General features: G+C 62.4%; 13 protein-coding genes. 9 read left to right on the top strand and 4 right to left on the bottom strand.

Going from position 1 to position 26,587, the window contains the following annotated elements; genetic code table 11:
* The first annotated feature begins 171 nt into the window (after positions 1-171).
* The 4 genes from HH303_RS09455 to HH303_RS09440 all read left to right on the top strand — a co-directional run bounded on the left by HH303_RS09455 (position 172) and on the right by HH303_RS09440 (position 18,367).
* Positions 172-13,044, top strand: coding sequence for a T1SS-143 repeat domain-containing protein (locus HH303_RS09455; RefSeq protein ID WP_227421636.1), 12,873 nt, complete (start codon positions 172-174; stop codon positions 13,042-13,044).
* A 140-nt stretch (positions 13,045-13,184) separates the two neighbouring features.
* Complete coding sequence (locus HH303_RS09450) at positions 13,185-15,842, top strand: type I secretion system permease/ATPase (protein WP_169625048.1); 2,658 nt, start codon at positions 13,185-13,187, stop codon at positions 15,840-15,842.
* 33 nt (positions 15,843-15,875) lie between these two features.
* A complete protein-coding gene (locus tag HH303_RS09445; RefSeq protein ID WP_169625047.1) occupies positions 15,876-17,192 on the top strand; it encodes an HlyD family type I secretion periplasmic adaptor subunit in 1,317 nt (438 codons plus the stop codon).
* 5 nt (positions 17,193-17,197) lie between these two features.
* Positions 17,198-18,367, top strand: a complete 1,170-nt coding sequence (locus HH303_RS09440; RefSeq protein WP_169625046.1) for an amidase — start codon at positions 17,198-17,200, stop codon at positions 18,365-18,367.
* Here HH303_RS09440 and HH303_RS09435 read toward each other — a convergent pair.
* Positions 18,364-18,879 carry an adenine phosphoribosyltransferase gene (locus HH303_RS09435; protein ID WP_169625045.1) on the bottom strand — a complete coding sequence of 172 codons (516 nt, stop codon included), beginning with the start codon at positions 18,877-18,879 and terminating at the stop codon, positions 18,364-18,366. The genes HH303_RS09440 and HH303_RS09435 overlap by 4 nt on opposite strands.
* A 96-nt stretch (positions 18,880-18,975) precedes the next feature.
* On the opposite strand from HH303_RS09435, the gene HH303_RS20085 reads away from it, so the two are divergent.
* Genes HH303_RS20085 through HH303_RS09415 form a run of 5 tightly spaced genes read left to right on the top strand, consistent with a single transcriptional unit; the run spans position 18,976 to position 24,048 of the window.
* Positions 18,976-20,136, top strand: a complete 1,161-nt coding sequence (locus HH303_RS20085; protein WP_319637362.1) for an MlaE family lipid ABC transporter permease subunit — start codon at positions 18,976-18,978, stop codon at positions 20,134-20,136.
* A 3-nt stretch (positions 20,137-20,139) separates the two neighbouring features.
* Positions 20,140-20,940 (top strand): ABC transporter ATP-binding protein, encoded by an 801-nt coding sequence (locus HH303_RS20080; protein ID WP_319637361.1) that lies wholly within the window; start codon positions 20,140-20,142, stop codon positions 20,938-20,940.
* Positions 20,941-20,950: 10 nt separating this feature from the next.
* Positions 20,951-22,255 carry an MlaD family protein gene (locus tag HH303_RS09425; RefSeq protein ID WP_169625044.1) on the top strand — a complete coding sequence of 435 codons (1,305 nt, stop codon included), beginning with the start codon at positions 20,951-20,953 and terminating at the stop codon, positions 22,253-22,255.
* Entirely contained in the window at positions 22,252-22,971 is a 720-nt protein-coding gene (locus HH303_RS09420) for an ABC-type transport auxiliary lipoprotein family protein (RefSeq protein WP_169625043.1), read from the top strand. The genes HH303_RS09425 and HH303_RS09420 overlap by 4 nt, the downstream gene beginning before the upstream one ends.
* A 54-nt stretch (positions 22,972-23,025) precedes the next feature.
* Positions 23,026-24,048: a TAXI family TRAP transporter solute-binding subunit gene (locus HH303_RS09415; protein WP_169625042.1), complete on the top strand. Its 1,023-nt coding sequence runs from the start codon at positions 23,026-23,028 to the stop codon at positions 24,046-24,048.
* A gap of 25 nt (positions 24,049-24,073) precedes the next feature.
* Here the strand turns inward: HH303_RS09415 and HH303_RS09410 are convergent, their stop codons facing one another.
* The 3 genes from HH303_RS09410 to HH303_RS09400 form a co-directional block, all read right to left on the bottom strand.
* The gene (locus HH303_RS09410) at positions 24,074-25,336 is read right to left on the bottom strand and encodes a hypothetical protein (protein WP_169625041.1); all 1,263 of its coding nucleotides are present in this window, start codon (positions 25,334-25,336) and stop codon (positions 24,074-24,076) included.
* Positions 25,337-25,434: 98 nt separating this feature from the next.
* Positions 25,435-25,842, bottom strand: coding sequence for a DUF423 domain-containing protein (locus HH303_RS09405; protein ID WP_169625040.1), 408 nt, complete (start codon positions 25,840-25,842; stop codon positions 25,435-25,437).
* 129 nt (positions 25,843-25,971) lie between these two features.
* On the bottom strand, positions 25,972-26,460 hold the full coding sequence (locus HH303_RS09400; protein ID WP_169625039.1) for a hypothetical protein: 489 nt from the start codon (positions 26,458-26,460) through the stop codon (positions 25,972-25,974).
* Positions 26,461-26,587: the final 127 nt, after the last annotated feature.

The following is a 26,587-nucleotide window of genomic DNA, read 5'->3' as shown; positions in this document are numbered from 1 at the left end:
GTCAATGCCGACGGTTCCTACACCTACACGTCGGACGGTGCGGAACAGCACACCGACGGCGAACCGCTGGAAGACGCGTTCACCTATACGATCACGGATGCCGACGGCGACACGTCCTCTGCGACGCAGGCCTTCACCATCACCGATGATGGGCCGGAACCCCCCACACCGATGCCCCCGCCGGAAGAACCGCCGGTTAACGATCCGAACGATCCGAGCATCGGGGCGGATGGTTATCGAGTCGATGAAGACGATCTGGGCAGCGAAGCGGGTGACCTCGCGACCGGCACCGATGGGACGCAGGACAGTTCTACCTCCGGCATGCTGGATATCGACGGTGGTGCCGACGGTATCGCCTCGGTTGCCTTGAGCATCCCGAGCGAACTGACGAACATGAACTTGACGTCCGGTGGGACGGCGGTGACCTACACCCTGTCGGAAGACGGTCAGACGATCACGGGGTCTGCCGGGTCGGATGATATCTTCACGTTGACCCTGTCGGGCAATTCCACGGATGGCTACGGGTTCAACTTCGACTTGACCGGTACGCTGGATCACCCGGAAGGCCAGGACCAGAATGTTATCGAAAACGTGCCGTTCACGATCACGGTGACGGACGGCGACGGATCGACGGCTTCCGCGACGCTGGAAATTGACGTTGTCGACGATGTTCCAACGGCGCATGACGACGGCATCGTGACGGTCGGCGAATGCCAGCCGACCGGGTCCGATGGCGATCTACCGGAAATGGATCACGATATCTCGAATATCGTGCTGTATCTGGCGGACAATGCGACCGGTGAGATCATCAAGGTCAAAATCGAGGGCTTCGACGAAATGGACGGGGTTCGCGATCCGGACCACCTGCCGATCCAGGAATTCGTCAACCAGAACTACCCGGATGCGACGCTGGTCGCGGGCCTGACGGTGAAGGCGGGCAACAACCATCCGTCCGGCTATGGCCCGGGCGAGGGTGAATTGTTCATCACCGACGACGGCTACACGGCGGCGGATCTGCCGACAGCGGCCCATGCCGATGTCGAATGGCAGGCGAGCGATGCCTTCGACGGCATGTATATCGGTCCGGAAAACCCGAGCCTGCTGTCTGACGGGGCGTCGATTTCCATCGTCGTCGGGACGGATCAGGGCTCGGCGAACCTGTTGGCCAACGACGACCTGGGCGCCGACGGCGGCGAGATCACCAGCTTCACCTATACCGGTGAGGACGGTGAGGTCCATGAGGCGAATGCTGGTGAAACGGTGGATACGATCCACGGCACGCTGACGGTCAATGCCGACGGCTCCTGGAGCTACACGGTCGACGAGCAGGTCGCCAACGAAGACGGCCAGGATGCGGTGGATACCTTCACCTACACCCTGACCGATGGCGACGGCGACACCTCGACGGCGAGTCAGTCCATCGCGATCGCCGATGGCTGCCTGAGCATCGATTTCGGTGCCAATGCCACGGCCACGCTGAGCGAAAACGACCTGTCCGTGGCGGGCGGCGATGTCGTCACCGGTACGGACGGTAGCGATCCGTCCATCGTGACGAAGAGCTTCGACGTCAACTTCGGCAATGACGGTCCGGCGGACACGAATCCGGTGGCGATTTCGGTCCCGCCAGCCCTGGTGGCCATGGCCCTGACCTCCGGCGGTGCAGCGATTGCCTACACCGTTTCCGAAGACGGCCTGACCGTCACGGCGAGCGCGAATGGCGAGACGGTCTTCACCGTCGAACTGTCCGGCGATCCGGCCAGTGGTACCATGTCCTACACCTTCGATCTGGTCGGTCAGCTTGACCATCCGGAAGGCGACGGGGCCAACGTGATCGCGGATATGCCGTTCACGGTGACCCTGACGGATAGCGATGGGACGCAGGAATCCGGGACCTTCACCCTGTCGGTCGAAGACGATGTGCCGGTGGCCGATACGGACAATATCTCCGTCGGACAGGCGGAATCCGTCTCGGTCGATGAGGACGATCTGGCCGACGGTACGGACGGGTCGGACTCGACGAGTGTCTCCGGCGATCTGGGTTTCGGCTCCGGCGACGTGATCGATATCGATTACGGTGCGGACGGCGCGGGCGACGGCGCTCCGACGGGCGTCGGCTACGGCGACATGGACTTCACCATCACGGGTCCGGAAGGTCTGACGTCGAACGGCGATGCGATCACCTATAGCCAACAGGGCAACGTCCTGACGGCGACCGCTGCCGATGGGCGCGAGGTCTTCACGGTGACGCTGAACGACAATGGTTCCTACACCTTCGATCTGAAGGACAGCCTGGACCATGCGGATGCCGACGGCGAAAACGCCATGGATCTGGGCTTCACCATCACCGGCACGCCGGGCGCGGACATTCTGGCCGCGGCGGTCGACGGTGACGGCGATGCGGTGTCCGGCCTTGCCGATGCGGAAGTGACGCAGACCTTCTCCGTTTCCGTCGTGGACGACGTGCCGGTGGCGACGGCGAACAGCCTGCCGCCGGGCGGCACGGAAGAGCACGTGATCCAAGTGACCAATATGGGTCACGAGGAAGCCAGCTATCACAACAGCTACGGCTACTACATCAAGGACGCCAACGGGAATCCGGTGGACGGCAAGATCATCTTCGCCGACACGAAGGAAGATATCGGGGAAACCTACACGATCGAGGGCGTGGACCCGGCGGATGTCGGCTTCTTCGTGATCTCGAACGGGGCGAACCTGAACGGCGATATCGAGAACGGCGTCGAGGTTACCTTCGAACAGGACGGTAACGGCGAATGGTATGCCGTGCTGGACGGCGAACGTCTGGATGGTCAGGGCGACCCGGTCATCTTCGACAACCCGGCCCTGAACGAAGGCAACTACGACTACACCCAGGACAGCAGCAGCCCGGGCAACCAGAACTGGGAAGACATCCCCGGCGGCGGCGACCAGGACTTCGACGACGTGAACATCAACGTCACGACGTCGACCGTCACGGGCATCCCGACGGTGAATGAAGACGATCTGGCCGACGGCTCCAGCCCGGATGCGGGCGCCCTGTCCGCCGACGGTAACCTGGGTCTGGCCGGTGAAGAACTGATCAGCATCGACTACGGCGCCGACGGTGCCGCGGACGGCGCGCCGTCCGGCCTCGGCTACGGCGACCTGGACTTCACGATTTCGGGTCCGGAAGGCCTGACGTCGAACGGCGATGCGGTCACCTACAGCCAGTCCGGCAACGTGCTGACGGCGACGGCCGACGGTCGCGATGTCTTCACGGTGACGCTGAATGCCGACGGGTCCTTCACCTTCACGCTGATGGACACGATCGATCATGCGGCGGGTGCGGGTGAAAACACTTCGACGCTCAGCTTCGGCCTGACGGGCGTGCCGAGCGACGGCGCGATCACCGACTACGACCTCGACCCGGCGGATATGGAAGGCGTCGCCTTCACGCACAGCTTCCAGGTCAATGTCGTGGACGACGTCCCGACGGCGGTGGACGATGCTACGGTGACGTTGGACGAAGGCGGCGCGACCGTCACCGGCAACGTCATGGGCAACGACACCGAAGGCGCGGACGGCGCGACGGTGACGTCCATTACCTACACGAACGAAGCCGGCGACAGTGTCACCGCGGCGGTCGATCCGACCAACGGCGTCAGCGTCGATACGCAGTATGGCTCGCTGACGGTGAATGCCGACGGTAGCTACACCTTCACCTCCGACACGTCGGTGGAGAATGTCGGCGGCGAAGCGGCGACAGACGGCTTCACCTACACGATCACCGACGCGGACGGCGACAGCGCGACGGCCACGCACAGCTTCGAAATCGAAGACGCGATGCCCGATCTGTCCCTGCAGATCGGCCCGGCGGAAGGCTATGAGGATCAGCCGATCGCCCTGACGATCTCCGCCGATTTGGCGCAGGCCAACAATGCGGTGACGATCGGTGTCACGCTGGGCAACGTCCCGACCGATGCGACCCTGGTGACGGGTACCGGTCAGGTTCTGACGGGGGCGAGCTCCTATGACCTGACCCCGGCGGACCTGGAAGGTCTGACCATCCAGGCGACGGATCATTCGGCGGACGATTTCGGTATCACCGTGACGGCGACGGCGACCCATTCGGTCACCGGCGAGACCATCACGACGGAACCGATGGCCCTGCCGGTCACGGTGCATGAAGTGGCCGACGGCCCGACCCTCGAGGTGGCGGCCGACGTCACGGCGGTGGGCGACGAAGGCACCGACGACACGCTGACCGGTTCGGCGGGCGACGATACGATCCTGGGCGGCGCGGGCGACGACGTGATCGACGGTCAGGGCGGCGACGACCTGCTGATCGGTGACGAATACGAAGGCACCATGTCCGCCGCACTCGACATCGATGTCGGCCTGATCGATCAGGACGGTTCGGAAGTGGCGGGCCTGACCCTTAGCGGTCTGCCGGAAGGCGCGGTCCTGACCTCCGACAACGGCTCGATCACCGTCACGAACGGGACGGCCCAGTTGACGGCGGACGATCTGGAAGGCCTGACGGTCACGTTCCCGACCGGGACGGACGCGTTCGACATCACGGTTTCGGCCCGCACGGTCGATACGGATGCGGACGACAACACCACCGATACGTCGGCGGATGTGGTCCAGACCATCAGCGTCAGCCTGCCGGACGGCGACGGCTATGGTGACGATACGATCACCGGCGGCGTCGGCGACGACACGATCTACGGCAACCGGGGCAACGACATCCTGCACGGCGACGGGCCGGATGCGATCGAAACGGTGACCGGTGAACACACGATCTATGTCACCGATGACGGCCCGTCCTTCGGGATCGGCGGCGGCTTCGGCGGCGGCGACGGCGTCGATAGCGGCGACAACGAGAATACGGTCGAAGAGGGCGGCAACACCCTGACCGGCACTCTCGGCATCGCAGCGGGCGGCGTGATCACTGCGATCACCTACACCGCGGAAGGCGGCCAGAGCGTGACGGTGGATGTCGATGAAGACAACGGCGTCACCGTGGATACGATCCATGGCACGCTGACGGTTCAGTCCGACGGCAGCTACAGCTACACCTCCGATCTGGATGAAGATCACGGGATCAGCGGCGATCCGCTGCCCGACACCTTCTCCTACACGGCGGCGGTGCCCAGCGGGTCGGAATCCGGCACGTCCACCAGCGGCACCTATACCGGTGATCCGATTGCCACCGGCGACAATGACTTCGTCGACGACGGCAATATGAACCACAACGCGACCAGTGCGGACGAAACCTATATCGTCGATCGGGATCTCGTGATGAACGAGAACTTCCATATGGGCGACGGGAACGACACGGTCGTCGTGAACGGCACCACCGGTCAGGGCAACAACCTGAATATGGGCGGCGGTAATGATGCGGTTCAGTTGAACGGCGCCGTTGTCGGTCATACCGGCGTCGACGGCGGCGACGGCGACGACGTGCTGTATCTCAGCAAGGGTCAGTCGTCCTACACGTTCCAGAACTTCACGAACAACCAGGGCCATATCAACACCCAGATCATCGACAACGATACGGGTCAGATGATCACGGTGAACAACATCGAAGCGATCGCGTTCTCCGACGGCTCGGTCATCGGCAATGAAGAACTGATCAGCGTTCCGGGCGGCGACGACGCCAGCTACAACGATACGATCTACGGCGAAGAGGGCGACGATCAGCTCTACGGCGACCAGGGTGACGACATCCTGCGCGGCGGGGCGGATCAGGATACCGTCGACGGCGGTACCGGTATCGACGATGTTCACGCCGGTTCCGGCAACGACACCGGCCTGTTCACCGTCGGTGAAGGCGGCGCGGGCGAACGCTATGACGGCGGCACGGGCACGGATACGCTGGTCATCCGCTACACGGCGGCCGACCTGGAAAACCCGGATGTCGTCAACGAGTTGCGGGCGATCCAGGAATTCATCGCGAACAACTCCGACCCGAACACGGATAGCGGCGCGGAGATGACCTTCGACGCGTTGGGCATCACGGTTCAGGATTGGGAAGACGTGACACTCGACGGGCCGCCGCTGCCTCCGCCGGTCGACGCGCATGACGACACCGGCCAGAGCGTGGCCGAAGGCGGCAATACCGTTACCGGCAACCTGCTGGACAATGACGACGTCAACGACGGCGAACTGACCGAATTCTCCTACACGGACGAAAACGGCCAGACCCAGACGGCGGCGGCGGGGTCCACGGTGGACACGCAATACGGTACGCTGACGGTCAATGCCGACGGCTCCTATACCTACACCTCGGATGCCAGCGAGGATCATTCGGGCGGCGATCTCAGCGAGACCGTCACCTACACGCTGGAAAACGAATACGGGTCGGATACCGCGTCGGTAACGCTGACGGTCACCGATACTGTGCCGGATGCGGAAAACGACACGGCCAGCACTGTCGAAGGCGGTTCGGCCGTTACCGGCAACCTGTTGACCAATGACGATCTGGGAGCCGACGGGTCCACGCTGACGAGCTTCACCTACACGGATGCCAACGGTCAGAGCCAGACGGCGGCGGCTGGTTCCACGGTGACGACGCAGTACGGCTCGCTGACGGTGAACGCCAACGGCTCCTACAGCTTCACGGCGGATGACAGCATCGACCATGCCACCGACGGCGTGACGGAGACGGAAAGCTTCTCCTACACGATCACCGACGGTGACGGCGATACGTCGACGGCCGACGTCGATATCAACATTGCCGATACGGCACCGGATGCGGTGGACGACACGGCCAGCACCGTCGAAGGCGGTGCGGCGGTGACCGGCAACCTGTTGACCAACGACGATCTGGGTCAGGATGGCTCCACGCTGACGAGCTTCACCTACACGGACGCCAACGGTCAGAGCCAGACGGCGACCGCGGGTTCCACGGTGACGACGCAGTACGGCTCGCTGACGGTGAACGCCAACGGCTCCTACAGCTTCACGGCGGATGACAGTATCGACCACGCCACCAACGGCTCGGTCGAGCAGGAGGCCTTCTCCTACACGATCACCGACGGCGACGGCGATACGTCCACAGCCGATGTCGTGATCGATATCGCCGACACGGCGCCGGAACTGGATGTCGGTGCGTCCGGCGGCGGTCTGGAGGATCAGTGGGTTCCGATCAACCTGTCCGTCACGGCGACGGGTGAAGGCTTCTCCTCGGGTACGCTCACCCTGTCCGGTGTGCCGACCGATGCGGTGCTGAACCACGGTAGCCAGACGTCGCCCGGCGTGTGGACGCTGCAGGCGGGCGATATCGACGGTCTGGCCATGCGCACGACCGAAGATTTCTCCGGCGAGGTCGAATTGACCGTCTCCGCCAGTGTCACGGATGTCGATGGCGACGTCGCGACCGACAGCGAAACCTTCACGGTCTTCGTGGCGCCGGTCGTCGACGAAATCGACCTGACGACGCAGGACGCGACCGCGACCTTCGTGTCGACGGCAACCCCGACGGAACCGACGGAGCCGAGTGAACCGCCGACCCTTCCGACGGGAACCGGCCTACAGGGGATGGTCTACGACACCGGCGATTACATCTGCGACTTGGACAACGCGCAGACGATCATCGACAGTCAGTCGGCGACGATCACCTTCACGGCGACCAATGTCGATTACGATTGTGCCAGCACCATCGGCCAATTCCTGGGCGACGATGCGGCAAGCGCGTCGGGTTCGACCAGTGCGGCGGCGGATAGCTTCGTCGTCAAACTGTCGGGCTATGTCTACCTCGAAGCGGGCTCGCACACCTTCGGCGCTACCGTCGATGACGGTTTCCGACTGTCGGTTGGCGGCGATGTCGTGGCGGAGCGGACGACGAATGGCGGCACGGATACGTTTGACGGGACCTACACGGTCACCGAAGCGGGTCTGTATCCGATCGAGGTCGTCTACTGGGAGGCGGGCGGTTCCGAACGCTTCCTGGTCGAGCTGGACGGCGAAACCCTGGGCGGCGACATCGTCTATGGCGACCTGCCGGACGGCATGACGCTGACCGACGGCGGCTATTATGTCCTGGACGACACGGCCACCGGGGACATCTTGGGCACCAGCGGCGACGACACGCTGACCGGGACCGATGGCGACGACACGATCATCGGCATGGGCGGTGACGACACCATTATGGGTCTCGACGGTCAGGATCTGCTGTACGGTGACAACGGCTCCAGCGTCGGCGAAAGCCTCACGCAGGTCGGTGACCGGACGGTCATCTTCAACAGCTCCTTCGAGGAACTGCCGGACGACGTTCAGACGTCCAATCCGAGCTACTTCGCCAACTCGATCGACGGTTGGACGACGACGGCGGAAGATGTCGAGATCTGGACCGACGAAATGGTCCGCGACCTGGGCGATCAGGCCGACGGCACCAACTCTGCGGCGGATGGCGACAACTTCGTCGAACTGAACAACGTCGCGGCCAATTCGTTCAGCGACTCCGACGGCATCTATCGCGACGTGGATACGGTGGAAGGACAGGTCTACGAGCTGACCTTCAGCTACTCGGGCCGTCCGGGATATGACGAAACCGTCAACTCCATGGCCGTCTCCGTCGGTGGGGTCGAACTGGGCTCCTACTCGCAGGATATGTCCAATGCGACCGACCATGACTGGCAGACGGTCACGGTCCGGTTTGTCGGCACCGGCGAGCCCATGCGGATCGTGTTCACCGAAAACTCGGACAACGATCAGGCGGACGGCCGCGGCATGTCGCTGGACGACATCACGCTGGTCGACACGGGCTATGCCACGACGACGGTGGAGGGCGACAGCTTCGACGACACCATCTATGGCGGGGCCGACGACGATCGGATTTACGGCGAGCAGGGTGACGACATCCTGTACGGCGACGATCCGACCGATCTGACGCCGGAAGGCTACTTCACCGCGCCGCTGGTCATCGAAACCGACGACAACGACGTCGACGGGTCGGAAGTGCTGACGATCGAAATCGGCGATATTCCGGAAGGGGCGACCCTGACGAATACGGCGGGCGATACGTTCAGCGGTTCCACCGTGCATGTCCTGACGCCGGATCAACTGGCCGGGCTGACGATCAGCGTGCCTTACGGGACGCAGGACTTCACCCTGTCGGTCGACGTCACCTCGCTGGATACCGATCCGGATCGCGGCGAAACCGACACCGGCACCGTGTCCAGCACGATTTCCATCGACATTCCGGAAGTATCCGGGTCGACCGGGGAAGCGGGCGACGACACGATCTATGGCGGGTCGGGCAACGATACGATCTATGGCCAGCAGGGCGACGACATTCTCTTCGGCGACGAAGGACCGGACATGGAGGATCCGATCGGCGACACCGCGTCGGAACCGGTCGAAATGTCCTTCGATCTGACGACGCCCAGCTATTCCGACGATCCGCTGAACGAATACAGCAGCGGCGGCGACGGATATGCCACGGGCTATGTCGATGGCGACGATTATGTCGTGAAGATCGGCGGGGTCGACGATTGCAACGTTTGCGACATGGCGGGCGGTTACACGACCACCTTCAATGTCCAGGACGGTGCGACGGACGGCAGCCTGACCTTCAGCTACCGCATGGTGTTCGATAAGGAATACGAATCGAGCGAGTACGGTGAGGTCTGGGTCGCGATCGACGGTCAGAAGGTCATGCTGAACGGCAATGACTATATCGAACATGTCGATGGCAGCGGTTCCAGCGACTACGACAGCGGCTGGCAGACGGTCACCATCGATCTGGGCGACCTGAGCGCGGGCGATCACACGATCACCTTGGGCGGGTACAACAATTCCAAGACCCAGGACGAAGAGCAGATGACCGTCCGCTTCACCGATATCGAGGTATCGGGAACGGTCGGCGGCAGTTTCGACGGTGGCGACGACACGGGCAGCACCACATCCGATATCGATGCGGTTTTCCACTTCGGCCTGTCGGATGTGACTTGGAATTCGCATAGCGAAACTGTGACGGATAGCGTCAACGGACTTACCGGCACGGCCAAAGGCGATACAGGATCGGCCAACGGTGCCGCTCAGTTTGACGGCTACGGCGATTACATCGTGGTGGACCACGATGAATCGATGGAAACCGAAACGGGGACCTTCTCGATCGACTTCGTTGCCTGGAACAACGGGACCTTGGCGTCGAAAGACTCCAGCGGTTACGACGACGGCGGTCATTTCAATCTGGATATCGACAGCAACCATCAGGTCAGCCTGCGGGTCCAGACGGACAGCGAGTCCTTCACGCTGAGCGGCGGTAGCATCGATTGGCAGAATTGGCAGAACGCGACCGTGACCTGGGATGGATCGACCGTGTCGCTCTATGTCAACGGGAACCTGGTCGACAGCGTCGACTCCGATTGGAACATGGCGGACAACGAGAACCCGTGGACCTTCGGTGCGTCGCAGGTCAACAGCGGTGACAATGTCGCGAACAATCTGAACGATTACCTGAATGGCAAGATCGACAACCCGATGCTGCTGGACGGGGCGTTGACCCCCGAACAGGTTGCGACGCTGCACAATGTCGGCACCGCGGACTTCGTGGCGAACCTCGACACTTATGTCCCGCCGGCGGTGACCGAACCGGATGGCGAAACCACTGCCGAACCGGTCGATCTGGACATCGACGGTACCGGGGTCAACACGGCCGATATCGTTTCCGAATGGGCGGAAGCTGGGGTCACGCTGCAGGCGCTGCGCTACAACGCGGGCACCGACAGCTACGACGATGCCAGCTTCTCCACGAAGGACATTTCGTTCACGCTGACCTCGTCCAACACCGCCGACACGTCACTGCAGGGTAGCTACAATTACTCCGGCATCTCGATCGGCGGCGGCCTGGATGGCGGTGAGATCGATACCGGCGACGGCAATGACGCCAACGGCACGGAAGTCATGCGGATGACCTTCGACCAGCCGATGGATACGGTCACGCTCACCCTGTCCGCGCTGTTCGACAGCGAAACCACGATCGATGCGGAACATTCCGACACCGATCCGGGTTACCTGGAGAAAGCGCGCTGGACCGCCTTCGGTCCGGATGGGCAGGAGCTGTCGGGCACGGTGGAAGGCACCGTCAACGGCCTCGTCACCTTCGAGATCGATGCGGACTTCCCGATCACGTCCGTCGAACTGATGCCGTTGGATGACGGTGCGGGGAACAGCTACAAGAACTCCGACTTCCTGTTGAAGTCGGTGAGCGCGGAGCCCGTTTCCTCGGCGCCGGATTACTCCGACTACAACGACGACATCCATGGCGGGTCGGGCAACGACCAGATCTACGGCCAGTATGGCGACGATATCCTCAAGGGCGGCTCCGGCGACGACATCGTCTCCGGCGGTGCCGGCAAGGATTGGATCATGGGCGGCACGGATACCGGCACGGCCGATATCGGCACCCAGACCATGACGGTGACGTTCGAAGGCACGGAAGCCGACTATTCCAACGTCGTCGGGTTCTATGTCCTGAACGAAAACGGCATGCCCGAAACCGGCGAGATCATCTGGTCGAACCTGCATCAGACCGATGTCGGCGCGACGCATTCGATCCTGCTGGACGGCTTCGACCAGGAAGATGTCGGCTTCTTCATCATCCCGGACGGCGCGGACCTGAATAACGGTCTGACCGACGGCATGGTCGTGACCTTCGGCACCAACGGGGACGGTTCCATCTCCGTCTACGCCGATGGCCAGGAACTGACCGGTCAGGATGCGAAGGCCTACTTCTCCAACCCGTCGAGCCTGAACCCCGATGGGTTCGATCACACTCAAGTGACGCAGGTCGTCGAGGGTGGCGGGCTGATCATCAACAGCGATGGAACCGACGGTTACCTGAAAGCGGACGATGTCATCTCCGGCCAGCAGATCACGGTCGAAGTCGGCTTCAAGTCGACCGCGGTGGGCGACAGCATCACGCCGATCATGTCCTACGGCACGGACAGCCACCACGGGAACGAGTTCAGCATTACCGCGAAAGACGGTGTCCTGCGCATCTACGTGGCCGGTGCGTCCGTCGCGACCAGCATCCTGGCGTCGAGCGTCTTCGACGGTGCGGAACACATGGTCTCGGTCTCCTGGGACAGCAGCGACGGCGCCTTGAAGGTCTATGTCGACGGTGTCGAAGGGTATTCGACCACCGGCGTCGCGACCGGCGAGACGCTGGAATCCGGTGGAACCCTGGTCTTCGGTCAGGAGCAGGATAGCAACGGCGGCGGGTTCGACGAAGATCAGGTCTTCCAGGGTACCTACACCCAGGCCCGGATCTTCGACGAAGTCCGCGACTCTGTGGAAATCGCCGAAAATGCCGGGGAACCCCTGCCGGACGGCACGGATAACGTGGTCGCCGACTATCGCTTCGGCGGGTACGACTCCGATACCCAGACGGTGGCCGATGTCTCCGGCAACGGTAACCACCTGACCTACGAAACGGTCGACGGCTTCACCCCGTCCAGCGATCCGGAAGTGATCGAAGGCGGCGCGGGCGAAACCCTGATCGGCTTCGAAGACCTGCTGAACGGCGGCGACCAGGATTACGACGATGCGATCCTGTCGGTCCGGACGGGCGATGCCGCGGCGGACTTCGAAAACGGCGACCATCTGTGGGGCGGCGATGTCGGCGGCACGGGCGACGGGGAACAGGATGCGTTCTTCTACGCCCGCGGCGACGGTGTCGACACGATCCACGACTTCGAGGTCGGCACGGATCAGCTGTTCATCAGCGGCTACGATCGCGAAGAGATGACGATCTCCAAGGATGGTGACGATACGATCATCAGCCTGGGCGACGGCGGTGCGATCAAGCTGGTTGGGGTCGATGCGGATCTGTTCGGATCGGAAGACAACATCGCGTCCTACGATGCCGATACCGATGACAGCGGTGCGTTGAGCGTCGATGAGTTGATGGATCTGAAGAACGACGTGATGGGCGACGATAGCGGTTCGGGCGACACGGCCCCGCCGGCCCCGGACGACGCGGGTATCGTCTTCGTTGCGCCGGTCGAGCCGGGTCTCACCGACATGGGCGGTCAGGAAGATCCGAACAACCAGTAATAGGTAAATCGTAAAAGAGTATGGTAAAACGGCGGTGGTTTCCCAAAAGGAACCATCGCCGTTTACTTTTCTTTACGGGTAGGGTGAATTCCCCCATGAATCGTGCTTAAGTACGACAGGTGTGGGATTCCGGAGTTCAGATGGCTCAGGGCGTTACGAAGGACAGGCAGGACGGTACGCCGAAGGGCGACGCCCCGAACAAGGGCGCTGTACCGTCACGGGACCCGTCTGTCCGGGCTCCCGAGAAAATTCCGGAGAAGCCCGTCCCCTCGGATTCCGGCTCTCCGGGCCTGCTGAACGACCCCAGGGGGGCCGGGTTGCTGAATCCGGTCGACGGCGGGACCGCGGATCCCGATGCGGGCCGGTCCGATCGCGATTTACTGTCGCCCGAGGCCCTTCAGCGGCATTTCGATGCCGCCCACGCCGCCAACGACACTGTCGGTGCCCTGCGCGACGTTGCCGAAACGGAAACCAAACCCAGATTGGAAAACGGGTCGACCCCGAAGGGGGAGGTTGCCGACCTTGATAAGGAACACGGCTCGCCCGGCGGTGGGACGGACTATCCCGAAACCGATCAGCGCAAAGAAGACCGGCGCGAGGAAGATCGCGACGGCGACGACCGCCGCAGCAGCAAGGCGTCGTCCATCGGCTGGCAGGTCCGGCCGACACCGGGGACGAAGGACGATCCGCTTCTCGGCTGCCTGACCATCCTGTGCACCCTGCTGGAACGCAATATCTCGTCGGAGGCTCTGACTTCCGGTCTGCCGCTTGTCGACGGCATGTTGACGCCCGAACTGTTTACCCGCGCCGCCGCGCGCGCGGGCGTTTCCGCAAGGCTTCAGCGTCAACGGCTCGACACGGTGACCAGCCTTGCGCTGCCTTGCGTCCTGCTGCTGACCCGACAACGCGCCTGCGTCCTGACGGAACTGCATCGCGATGAGGGCCGGGCGAAAATCATCCTGCCGGAAATGGGCGCGGGCGCCCGCGATGTCGATTACGCGGAGCTGGAAGCCGAATATGTCGGTTATGCCCTCTTCGCACGGCCGGAATTCCAATATGACAAGCGGGCACAGGACGACCGGGTCGCCGACCCGAAAGGCTGGTTCTGGGGAACCCTGCTGAATTCCTGGAAGCTTTATATCGAGGTCGGTATCGCCGCGATCATGGTGAACTGCTTCGCGCTGGCCAGCCCGCTTTTCACCATGAACGTCTACGACCGTGTCGTGCCCAACTTCGCGGAGGAAACCCTATGGGTCCTCGCGATGGGGATCGCGATCGTCTACGGCTTCGATTTTATGCTGAAACTGATCCGCGGATATCTGGTTGATGTCGCTGGGAAAACAGCGGATACAAAGATTGCTGCCCGCCTGTTTCAGCAGGTGATGGGCATGAAAATGGCGCATCGCCCCCCATCGGCGGGCGGTATGGCGAATTCCATGCGGGAATTCGAAAGCCTGAGGGAATTCTTCACCTCGTCCACCGTGACGGCGCTGATCGATTTTCCGTTCATCTTCCTGTTCCTGGGCATTATTTCGATCATCGGCACGCCTTATATCGTGATCATCCCAACCTTCATGGTCGTGATCGCGATTGTCGTCGGCTTCCTGGTTCAAATCCAGATGCGCAAGGTCGTGAAGGAAACGACCCGCGAGGCGCAGCAGAAACACGCGATCCTGATCGAGGCGATTTCCGGCGCGGAAACGATCAAGGCGATGGCCGCCGAAGGGCGGATGCAGCGGAATTGGGAAACCTTCGTCACCAAGACTGCGCAATCGTCGATGAAGGCGACGCGCTGGTCCCAGTTCGCCCTGAATCTCAGCGGTTTCTTCACGCAGTTCGTGACCGTCGCGGTCGTGGTTGTCGGGGTTTATGAAATTCATGCCGGGAACATGTCGATGGGGGCGTTGATCGCCTGCAGCATGCTGTCCGGTCGCGCCATGGCGCCGCTGTCCCAGATCGCGGCCATCGCGACGCGGTTCAATCAGGCGCGGGAATCCCTGATCGGCCTGGACAAGATGATGCAGACCCCGGTCGAACGACCGGAAGGGCGGTCCTTCGTTCACCGTCCCGAATTCCACGGTACGCTCGAATTCCGCAACGTCACCTTCAACTACCCCGAGGCGAAGACATCGGCGCTCAGCGACGTGTCCTTCCGTATCGAAGCGGGGGAGAAGGTTGGCATTATCGGGCGTATCGGGTCCGGTAAATCCACGATCGAACGACTGTTGCTGGGGCTCTACGATCCGGACGAGGGTTCGGTCCTGATCGACGGCACTGACGTGCGCCAGATCGATCCGGCGGATTTGCGCCGGTCCGTCGGCGTGGTGCCGCAGGATATCTACCTGTTCTTCGGGTCGGTGAAGGAAAACATCGCAATCGGTGCGCCCTATGCAGACGATACGGCGATTCTGCGCGCGGCGCGGATTTCCGGCGTGGACGAATTCATTTCGAAACACCCGCTGGGCCTCGACCTGCCGGTCGGGGAACGGGGCATGTCCCTGTCCGGCGGGCAGCGTCAGGCGGTGGCCGTGGCGCGCGCCTTGCTTTTGGACCCGCCGATCCTGCTGATGGACGAGCCGACCAGCGCCATGGACAACACGACGGAAGGTCGGTTCAAGGCGCGTCTCGGCACGGTGCTGACCAACAAAACCCTGATCATGGTGACCCACCGCGGGTCGCTGTTGACACTGGTCGATCGATTGATCGTCATGGATGGCGGGCGTATCGTAGCGGACGGGCCGAAGGAAATCGTCATGGAAGCCCTGGCTTCCGGTCGAATCCAAGCGGCCAAGATGTAACGCGACCCTCTCAACGAACGGAGCGCAAGGACCATGTCCGCTGGCAATTGGGACCACGGTATCTTCGAAGCGGAATCGAATTCCGGGTCCGGCCGGAACGCCCGTTTCTGGGCCCAGGTCATGTTGTTCCTCATCGCGGCCTTCTTCGTGACGGCGCTGCTCTGGGCGCATGGCGCGGTTCTGGATGAAGTGACGCGCGGGGAAGGCAAGGTCATCCCGTCCGGTCAAACCAAAATCGTGCAGCATTTCGAAGGCGGGATCGTCGCGGAAATCGCCGTCCAGGAAGGCCAGATCGTCGAATCCGGCGATGTCATCATGCGTGTCGAAAACCGTCTCGCCACCGCGGAACTGGCGGAGAAGACCAAACAGTATCGCAGCTTGCTGGCCCAGGCGTCGCGCCTTCAGGCCGAAGCGACGGGCGCCAGCGAGATCGCCTTCCCGGAAGAAGTGCTGGAGCATGCATCCGATCGCGCCCGTGATCAGAATGACGTGTTCCAAACCAACCTGACGGAACTGCGCGGCAAGATTAAAATCCGTGAAACACAGCGGGTACAGGCCTTGCAGGAACTGCGTCAGAAGACAGCGCAGGTGACGCAGATCGAAAACCAGTTGGAAATCGCGCGCCAGGAACTGGATCTCGTGCAGCCGCTCGTTGCCGCCGGGGCCGCGTCGCAGCAGGAACTCCTGACGGCACGTAAGACCGTCGTGCAGTTGGAAGCGGAGCTGGAGGACGTGCAGTTGTCGATCCCGCGTATCCGCTCGCAGATTCAAGAAGCGACCAGCACGATCGAACAGGAATTGTCGGCCTTTCGCGCCAAGGCGCAGCAGGATTTGAGCCAGGTTCGTATCGATGCGGAACGCCTGCGCGAAGAACTGACCGCCGGCCAGGATCGGGCGCGGCGAACCGATATCCGATCCCCGGTGCGCGGCACGGTGAACAAGATTTTGATCAACACGATCGGCGGGGTGGTCAAACCCGGCGATCCGGTGGCTGAAATCGTGCCCTTGGAAGACAGTCTGCTGATTGAGGCCCGCATCAAACCGGCGGATCGCGCGCAGCTTTATCCCGGTCTGAAAGCGGTGGTGAAAGTGTCCGCCTATGATTTCTCGATCTATGGCGGGTTGGATGCGGAACTGGTCGATATTTCCGCCGATACGATCCTGGATGAGGAAGGCAAACCCTATTACCGCGTGCGCCTTTCCACGAATGAAACCAGCCTGGGCGAGGATAAACCGATCATCCCCGGCATGACCGCGACCGTCGATATCATCACCGGCGAAAAGACCGTGCTTCAATATCTGCTGAAGCCGATCATCAAAGCCCGTGAGAACGCCCTGAACGAGCGCTGATCTCCATGGCAGGATCCTTAAACGCCTTCATCGACGAAGGCCTGCGCGTCGACGGCGCGGCAACAGGACCCTTGGCCGGACTGACCTTCGCGGTGAAGGACCTGTTCGATATCGCCGGAACGGTCGCGCAATGCGGCAACCCGGATTGGGGCCGAACGCACGATCCGGCGTCGGTGCATGCGGATGCGGTCTCTCTGCTGCTTGCCGCCGGGGCATCGGTTAAGGGGAAGACGATCACCGACGAATTCGCCTTTTCGATCGTTGGGGAAAACCATCACCACGGAACGCCGATCAATCCCAATGCGCCCGGTCGGGTCTGCGGTGGATCGTCCAGTGGCTCCGCCGCGGCGGTGGCCGGGGGCTTGGCGGATTTCGCGCTGGGCACGGACACGGGCGGCTCGGTCCGGGTGCCGGCCAGTTTCTGCGGCCTGTACGGATTGCGCCCGACGCATGGCCGGGTTTCCGCCGCCGGCGTGTTTCCCCTGGCCCCCAGTTTCGACACGGTTGGCTGGTTTGCACGCGATCCCGACATGATGATCCGCATCGGGACGGTCCTATTGACGGGGCTTGGGCAGGATTTGCCGAAACCGCGCCTGCTGAATCCGCTGGATGCCTGGGATCAGGCGGAGGATGGCACCCGAACGGCCTTGGAAACAGCGGCGGGTCGGTTGGAAGATCGCTATGGCGCGGCGGAACCTATCGTACTGGCGGAGGGTGCTAGCCTGGACGCGTGGTTCGATTGTTTCCGTGTCGCGCAGGGGGCGGAAATCTGGGCGACGCTGGGGCCATGGATCGAAAAGACGAAACCGCAAATCGGTCCCGGCATTCGCGAACGCCTGGAATGGTGTTCGTCGATTTCGAAGGCCGATTGGCAGGCGGCGCTGGAAAACCGGGCTGCGATCACGCGACGCGTGACAAATGTTGTGGCGGATGGCGGTGTCCTTGTGCTGCCTGCGGCACCCGGGCCGGCGTTGGAAGCGGGGAAGGGATCCGTCATATCGAACGAGGTCCGCGCCCGCATCATCCGTCTATCCGGCATTGCGCCCTTGACCGGCCTGCCGCAGCTGTCGCTGCCATGGGCGCGCCTGGATGGATTGCCGGTCGGCCTATCCATCCTAGGCGGTGCGGGAACCGACGAGGGCCTGATGGCTCTCGCTAAAAGCTCAGTCGCTTAAATGTCGTATTGAATGAGCGAATGGAACGGGACAGTCATTTCGTCCCGGCCGCCCAGACCGTTCAATTCGATGATACAGGCCACGCCAGCCACAATGCCGCCGACCTTTTCGATCAATTCAATGGCCGCGCTCATCGTGCCGCCGGTTGCCAACAGGTCGTCCAGAACCACAATGCGCTGGCCCGGCTGAATAGCATCCGACTGGATTTCGACGGTATCCGTTCCGTATTCCAATTCATAGACATGGCTTACGGTCTGACCCGGTAACTTGCCCTGCTTGCGGACCATCGCGAAACCCAGATTGAGTTCCAAGGCCAGCGGCGCCGCCGTCAGAAATCCGCGGCTTTCGATCCCGACCAAAAGATCCGGCTTCCAGGTTCTAACCGTTTCCGCAAGTTGGTCGACGCAGGACCGCCAGGCCTTCGGATGCGCCAGCAGGGTCGAAATATCGTAAAATAGAATTCCCGGCTTGGGAAAATCGGGAATGGTACGGATATGTTGCGTCAGGTCCATTGAAGCCTCTACAGTCGGTCGGCGAAAAGCAGCGCATCCTAGTGAGTTACGCCTCTAGGGGCAATGTTTCGTCGGTAGAAACAGGGGAACGGCGGCGTGACCGGAAAGACGGCAGGAACCGGGGCGGACAAGGGCGCCGGATGGATGCGTCCCGATCCGGCGGATGACGGTTCCCGGATGCTGTTCGGCGGCGACTGGACCGTGGACGGCGCATCGGCGCTGGACCGGACACTCAAGGATTTCAGCGGCGCCGGTCACGGCAAGATCGCCTTCGATTTATCCGCGGTCAGCCGCCTGGATAGCGCGGGGGCCTGGATGTTGTTCCGGGCCGCGCACCGGTTGAGCGGCGGCGGCACCCCCGTCGAATTCGTCAATGTATCGGAACAACACCGCCCGCTTCTGGAAATCGTCGGCAAGTTGGACGATGTGGCGGTGCCCAAGGCGGACCGTGCGAATGCGCTGGTAAGGTTCCTGGCGCGAGTCGGCGAAGGCGCGTTCGATTTTGGGAAAAAGGGGCTGGAGCTCCTGAACTTTGTCGGTCTGGTCGCCGTCGCCTTCGGGCGCAGCGCGATCCGGCCGAACCGCCTACGTCCCAATGCGCTGATCACGCAGATCGAACGGACCGGATTGGACGCCCTTCCCATTGTCGGATTGCTATCCTTCCTGGTCGGGGTCGTGCTGGCCTATCTGATGTCCGATCAATTGCGGAAATTCGGGGCGGAAGTGTTCACGGTGAACCTTGTGGGCCTGTCCATGTTCCGGGAGGTCGCGGTTCTGATCACCGCCATTGTCGTCGCGGGGCGATCCGGATCCGCCTTCACCGCGCAGATCGGCACGATGAAGGTGAATGAGGAAATCGACGCCATGGGCACGCTGGGTCTCGACCCGGTGGAGGTGCTGGTTTTGCCGCGCGTGCTTGCCCTGATGATCACCCTCCCGTTTCTCGCCTTCTTTGCCGATATCATGGGGGTGCTGGGCGGTGGCGTGATGACCGTTCTGGCGCTGGATCTGTCGCCGTCGCAATTCGTGACGGCCTTGAAGGGGGCGGTGGATATCGACGATTTCGTCGTCGGTTTGGTGAAGGCACCGGTCCATGCCTATATCATCGCGATCGTCGGTTGTTATGAAGGCCTGAAGGTGCAGCGCACGGCGGAAAGCGTGGGCCACCAGACGACGGTGTCCGTGGTCGAATCCGTCTTCCTGGTGATCGTTGCCACCGCCCTGTTCTCCATCTTCTTTTCGATCCTGGGGGTGTGATCGGTGGGGGATGTCGCAATCCGTATCCGGGGGCTGACCACCCGCTTCGGCACGCAGGTGATCCATGACGGGCTGGACCTGGATGTCCGTCGGGGGGAAGTGATCGGCGTTGTCGGTGGATCGGGGACCGGGAAGTCGGTCATGCTGCGCGAAGTAATCGGGTTGCAGCGACCGTCTGGCGGCAGCATCGACCTGCTGGGAACCGATGTATGGTCCGCCAGCACCGCCGAACTGACCCATCTGCGCAGCCGTATCGGCGTTCTGTTTCAGGACGGGGCGTTGTTCTCCTCCCTGACCGTGACGGAGAATATTCAGGTGCCGATGCGCGAACACCTGACCCTATCGCAGAGCTTGATGGACGAATTGGCGATGCTGAAGATCGCTATGGTCGGCTTGCCGCCGGATGCAGGGTCGAAGCTGCCCTCGCAATTGTCCGGGGGGATGCGGAAACGAGCGGGCCTGGCGCGGGCGCTGGCCCTGGACCCGGATGTGGTCTTCCTGGACGAGCCGACGGCCGGGCTGGATCCGATCGGGGCGGCGGCCTTCGACCGCCTGATCCGGTCCCTTCAACAAAGCCTGGGACTGACCGTTTTTATGGTCACGCACGATCTGGATAGTTTGGCCGCCATCTGCGACCGCATCGCCGCCTTGGTAGACAAACGGGTAACGGTCGGTACCATGGCCGAGCTTATGGAGAACGACCATCCGTGGCTGGTCGAATATTTCCATGGGCCGCGGGCCAGAGCGGTCGGTGGTGGGGCGGTTGGCGGCGGCGCAACCGGCACCGCGTCGAAAGCGGATTGAAGGGGAACGTATGGAGACGCGCGCGAGTTACGTCATCGTCGGGGCCTTCGTCCTGTCGTTCTTTGCCGCCATTGTGCTGGCTATTCTGTGGCTGGCCGATGTCGATATCGATGATGATGTGACGCATTACGATATCTTCTTCGAAGGGTCGGTCAGCGGCCTATCCATCGGCAATCCCGTTCGGTATTCCGGCATTCCGGTCGGGATCGTCACCGACATGCGGATCAGCCCGGACCGTTTCGGCGAAGTGCAGGTCGTGATCGAGGTGCCGGAAACGACCCCGATCCACGAAGATGCCGTCGCCCGCCTGGAATATCAGGGCATCACCGGCGTCGCCTTTATCCAATTGAACGGCGGCACGGCCAATGCCCCGCCGATCCGTCCGAAACCGGGGCGCGAGCGCGCGGAAATCCGCTCGGAAGTGTCGGGTCTACAACAGGTTCTGGAAAGCGCACCGGAAATCATGGGGAACTTGCGGGACTTGGCGAGCCAAGCCTCGAAGCTTCTGAACGATGACAATATCGCCCATATCAATGCGACCATCGGAAATATCGACCGTTTTTCAGGGGCGCTGGCGGAAAGCTCCGAAGACGTGACCGTGTTGTTGCAACAGGGGGCATCGACACTGGAACAGCTGTCGCGAACGGCGGAGGATGCGCAGCGGCTGGTTTCCGCCTTCGCGGATCGTGGCGAAGGATTGGCCGGGGCGACGGAAGAAACCATTGTGGAAGCGCGCGATCTTGTCCGCGATATGCGACGCTTCACGGCGCAATTGGATGATATTGCGAAACAGGCCGCGCCGGTTATCGGGTCGGCGGATTCAGCGATCGGCTCCTATGCCGCGCTGGCCGAGGATTTACGGCGCGACGGTACGGCGCTGGCGGCTCGATTGACGGCAACCCTGGACAAGGTCGACGGGATGGTCGTGACGGCGAACGATAGGATCGGGTCCGTGGCGGATACGACGCAGGATACGCTGGGCCGGTATTCCGCCCTGGCGGATACCGTAGCGCCGAAGATCGACGGTGTCGCGTCGGATGCGTCGGAGGCTGTGGCAAATCTCAGCGCCATTTCCGGGGAATTGCGGCAGGCGGCGACCAGCATCGCCGGGGCCGCCGGGGAGGCCGAGGCTCTGATTGCAGAGAACCGGACGCCTGTTACCAATTTCACCGCAACCGGTCTTTACGAGTTCACGCAGATGCTTTCCGAAATGCGTGTACTGATTTCGTCCCTGACGCGGATTACGAACCAGATCGAACGCGATCCGGCGCAGTTCTTCTTCGGGGATTCTCAACAGGGATACGATTTGGAATGAGGGGAAGCCTTTTGAACGGACAGGCGGTCACTGCATCGTCCTCCCGCCGCCGTGTCCTGGAATGGATGGGCGGCGCATCGGCGCTGGCCCTGCTGTCGGCCTGTTCCGTCAGCCTGCCGGGCAGCGGGTCGCCGCCGCGCATCTTTGTTCTGACGCCGAAAAGCACCTTCGACGAGGGCCTGCCCTCGGTCGATTGGCAATTGCTGGTGGAAACGCCCCAGGCGGCGGCCGGGATCGCGTCGTCGCGGATCGCGCTGCGCCGGTCGTCGATCGAACTGCAATATTTCAGCCGCGCCGCCTGGACGGATAGTGCGCCGAAAATGGTGCAGAACCTGATGATCGAAAGCTTCGAGAATTCGGGGAAAATCATTTCGGTCGGCAGGCAGGCCATCGGGTTAAGCGCGGATTTCATCATGAAATCGGACCTGCGCGAGTTTCAGGCGGAATATGTGGACGAAAACGGTATGCCGCTGCCGGAGGGCAGCGCGCCGAATATTCGTATCCGACTGAACACGAAATTGGTGAAGATGCCGGACCGCCGCATCGTCGGATCGCGGACCTTCGAATATTTTCTCCCGGCACCAGGGCCGACCATGATAGAGGTCGTCGCCGGTTTCGATGCGGTTTTGGGAAAGGTGTTGAAGCGCGCGGTATCCTGGACGCTGCTGGAAGGGGATCGCATCGACCGGGAAAGCGCGGACGACAACGCGGCATAATTTGGAGGCTGTTTCAGCCTGTATGATTTTGACATGTGCATGAAGGGGATGGATGTGAGTTTTGGCAAGAACGCATGGTTTGGACGGATGGCGGGCGGATTGGCGGCTGCGGCCTTTGGGCTCGGTTTACTGACGATGACGTCCCCGGCATCGGCCCAATCCGCGTCGACCAGTCTCGATCTTTCCATTCCGGGAGAAGACACCGATCGCGTCCTGATTGGCGGCGGTCTGCCCTTCGGATTGTATTTCCCGCTTGCGGGAACCCTATGCCGGTTGATGGAAACCGAAAGCGTGCCGCGATCCTGTGCCGTCGCCAGCCTGTCTGACAGCGCCGCCGCCATCGCCGCCTTGCAGGAGGGCCGCATGCCCTTTGCGATCGTGCAGAGTGACTGGCTGTATCACGCGGTTCAGGGCAGCAGCCGATACCGCGATGTCGGCCCCGCCGAAGAACTTCGGTCCGTCGCCGCCTTCTATACGGAGGCGTTTACGGTTTTCGTGAAGGCGACAGGCCCGGTTTCACGCCTGTCCGATCTGGACGGAAAGCGCGCCAGCCTGGGCACGCCGGGCAGCTATCGCGGTATCCTGGCCGATGCGGCGTTGGATGTCGCGGGACTCGACCGTGATGATTTATCGGAGGTGAGCGGGGAGCCGGTCGTGGCAGCCATTGATCGTCTATGCGACGGTCAGACGGATGCCGTGGTCGTTATGGCGGTGCATCCCGCCGATCTGCTGACGGCGGCGGGCCGTCGTTGCGGGATTACGCCCCTTTCCTTTTCCGATGACGAGGTGTCGGACCTGCTGGGTGTCTTACAGGGCTATTCCGAGGTGACAATCCCGGCCAAGACCTATCCGGGGCAGAGCGTATCCGTGCGGACGGTGGGATTGCGGCCGGTCCTGACGACCACGGTCGATGCGGATCCGGCACTGGTGGCGGATTTGACGACGGCTCTGACGCGGGGGCTGGCGCGGTTGAACGCGTCGCATCCCGCTTTTGCCACGATCAAGGTGGAGGATTTGGCCAGTGCGACCCTGTTCGCGCCGCTTCACCCCGCCGCCGCGCAGGCCTTGGGGCAATAGTCGGTAATCGATAGGAAAAGACCGGTTAGCCGCTTGCTTCCGGCAGTTCCAGGAAGGGCGGCGCGTCCGCCGTTCCGATAACCGGTACTTCCAGAAGCGGATCGACGGCGTCCGCGAGTTCCAACGCCAAACCGGACAGGATATCGGCGTTGTTCGCGGCCGGGTCTTGCGCGCCGATATCGGCATCGCCCGCATCCGCCATGTCCGTGCCCAGATTATCGTCGCTATCGGTGGTCGGCTCCATGGATTCCGGTTCTTCCGGTGCCATGGCCGTGGAGTTGTCGTCCAGACTCGACGTTGCATCGGGTTCAAGCGGGGCGAGAGGATCCAACGGCGACAAAGGGTCGAGCGGCGCAGCCGGGTCGAGGCCCGTGCTCGGCGCATTGGGTTCCAGCGGCGCCAAGGGATCGAGCGGGGCCATCGGGTCGAGCGGCGCCAGGGTCTCGCTTTCCATGCCATTGTTCAGCGAGGCGTTCGGATCGAAATTTTCCGCGGGCGGCACGGACAGGGACGGATCCAGCGTTGCCGACGGGTCGAGCGGCGCCGGGCTGAGCACCGCGCCCGGATCGAGGGTTTCTCCCTCCATCGTTCCGTCTTCTTGGATCGGTGCCGATTCCTCCGGCGCATCCGCGGGCATGCGACCGTCATGCATCAGGGCGAGGTAGAGACGGTCGGCCGAGCGCGCGGCGCAGTCTTCGCAGACCGTCAGCTCTTCCGCGCCCGGACCTTTCGTCACGCCGACAATCGCGCCGTCCTCGGCAATCATCGTTTGACGCCAGTTGCCACGCCCGAAGGTGTAGCCCTTGGACATCTTCTCATAAATCATCAACGGCGCGGCATGCAGCATGCCGTTTTCGTCCACTGTGAAACCGGCGACGGCCACCGTCGCACCGACCGGCAGCCCTCGATCGAGCCACAGCGTGGATTCTTCGCCGACCGCGCGTTCATTGCCATAGGCGACAAGGTACCGGTCGCCGACCGCGTCATACACGAAAGGCATGTCCCCGGCGCGTTCCCAACCGCCGAAAGTCTTGGCCAGGATATGTTTGGACTGTGCGTAACCGGCGAGGAGTTGTTCTTCGAAGCAGTCATAGGCCGCTTCAAGGTCGTCCGGCGTCGCGCTACCGTCTTGTGTATGAAGATAGCAGGCTTTCGGGGCCATACCGTCCGCACGGGCATCCTGCGCCGCGCCGCCTGTCACGGCCCAGCCTAGGGCGAGACCCGCCAAAACGGCCGCCGAAACACTGCCCCGAAAGCGATGTCGTCCGATCCCGGTTGGAGTCGACATGCTTAGTTCCCCTCTTCATGCACAGATTCCTGACTTAGGAGTACCGTGATTCCGGCAGGAATCGGAAGCCTAAAGTTGAGCCGTTTGACCTGGGGGGATTATCGCCTCGGCACGATCCCGCACAGCGCGATCCCGATCCAACCGAGAATCATCAAGCTACCGCCAACCGGGGCCATCATGGCGATGGAACCCGACCCGACGAAGGCGAGCATCAGCAAGCTGCCGCAGAAAAGCCCGGTGCCCAGTGCAAGGGTGACGCCGCACAGGACGGGCAGGAGTCCGCCCCGCCGATCCGTCAGGTAGCCGGTGCCGATCAGCGCCAGAGCATGGAACATCAGGAAACGGCTGGCCGTGGCGACCCATTCGATTTCCAGTTCCGTCTTCGTCGCCTCCAACCCGTGACTGGCCAGGGCAGCAAGTGCGACGCCGAGTGCCCCGAAAATACCGGCGATCAGGATCAGAAGGCGAAAGGCGGGGGAAAGCGATTGGGGGGAAAGCGATTGCATGACGGGCCGATCCGATTTGTTTGTGCGGATCGGCAGCATGAAAGGACCGTCACGGTATGACAAGCGACCGCAACGTCGCAGGGGGCGGCGTTACCATCCGTCAGTATGGGATGTTACACGTTGTTGCGATTACGCGAACTGATCGACCAATTGACCCAAGGCCCGCGTCTGTTCCGACTGATTGTCCTGGTTGCCGTTCACGGCGGACGTGTTCTCTTCGTCGGTGGTCGTCTGGTTCGTGCCGTTCACGCCGCCGACTTGGGTCGGGTCGACAGCCGGGGCGGCGACCGATGTCGTGGCTTCCGTGGCGGCGGCATCGTCATTGGCAGCCGTTTCCGTCGCTTCGCGATCCGACTGCAGCAGGAAGTCCTGCGCCGCGCTGCTCAGCGTCACGGTATCTTCGGACAGCTGTTGCTGGCCGCCGGCTTGGGATTGATCGTCGGAATCGGATTCCTCCGCCGCAGCGGCCTCTTCCCGTGCGGTTTCCGCCTGTTCGGCCTGCCGCTGTTCCGCCGCTTGGCGGGCTTCTTCCGCCCGGCGTTGGGCCGCGGCTTCGGAATCGGCATTGCTGCGCGTGGTTGCGGGATTGAAACCGCCGATGGCACCAATATCAGCCATTGCACTTTCCTTTCGTGTCGCGCCGCCCGTCCAGTTGAACCTATCGTTCGGTGGACTGTTTCTGCGCCGCTGCCCCTATCCTCCGCATTTCTACGCGCGAACGGATAGTCGGATACGGTGAATATAA

The sequence above is a fragment of the Pacificispira spongiicola genome (genome assembly GCF_012926505.1).
Classification (GTDB): domain Bacteria; phylum Pseudomonadota; class Alphaproteobacteria; order UBA8366; family Aestuariispiraceae; genus Pacificispira; species Pacificispira spongiicola.
The sequence above is the reverse complement of the archived record's forward strand: the minus strand, read 5'-3'. Positions and strand labels throughout refer to the sequence as shown.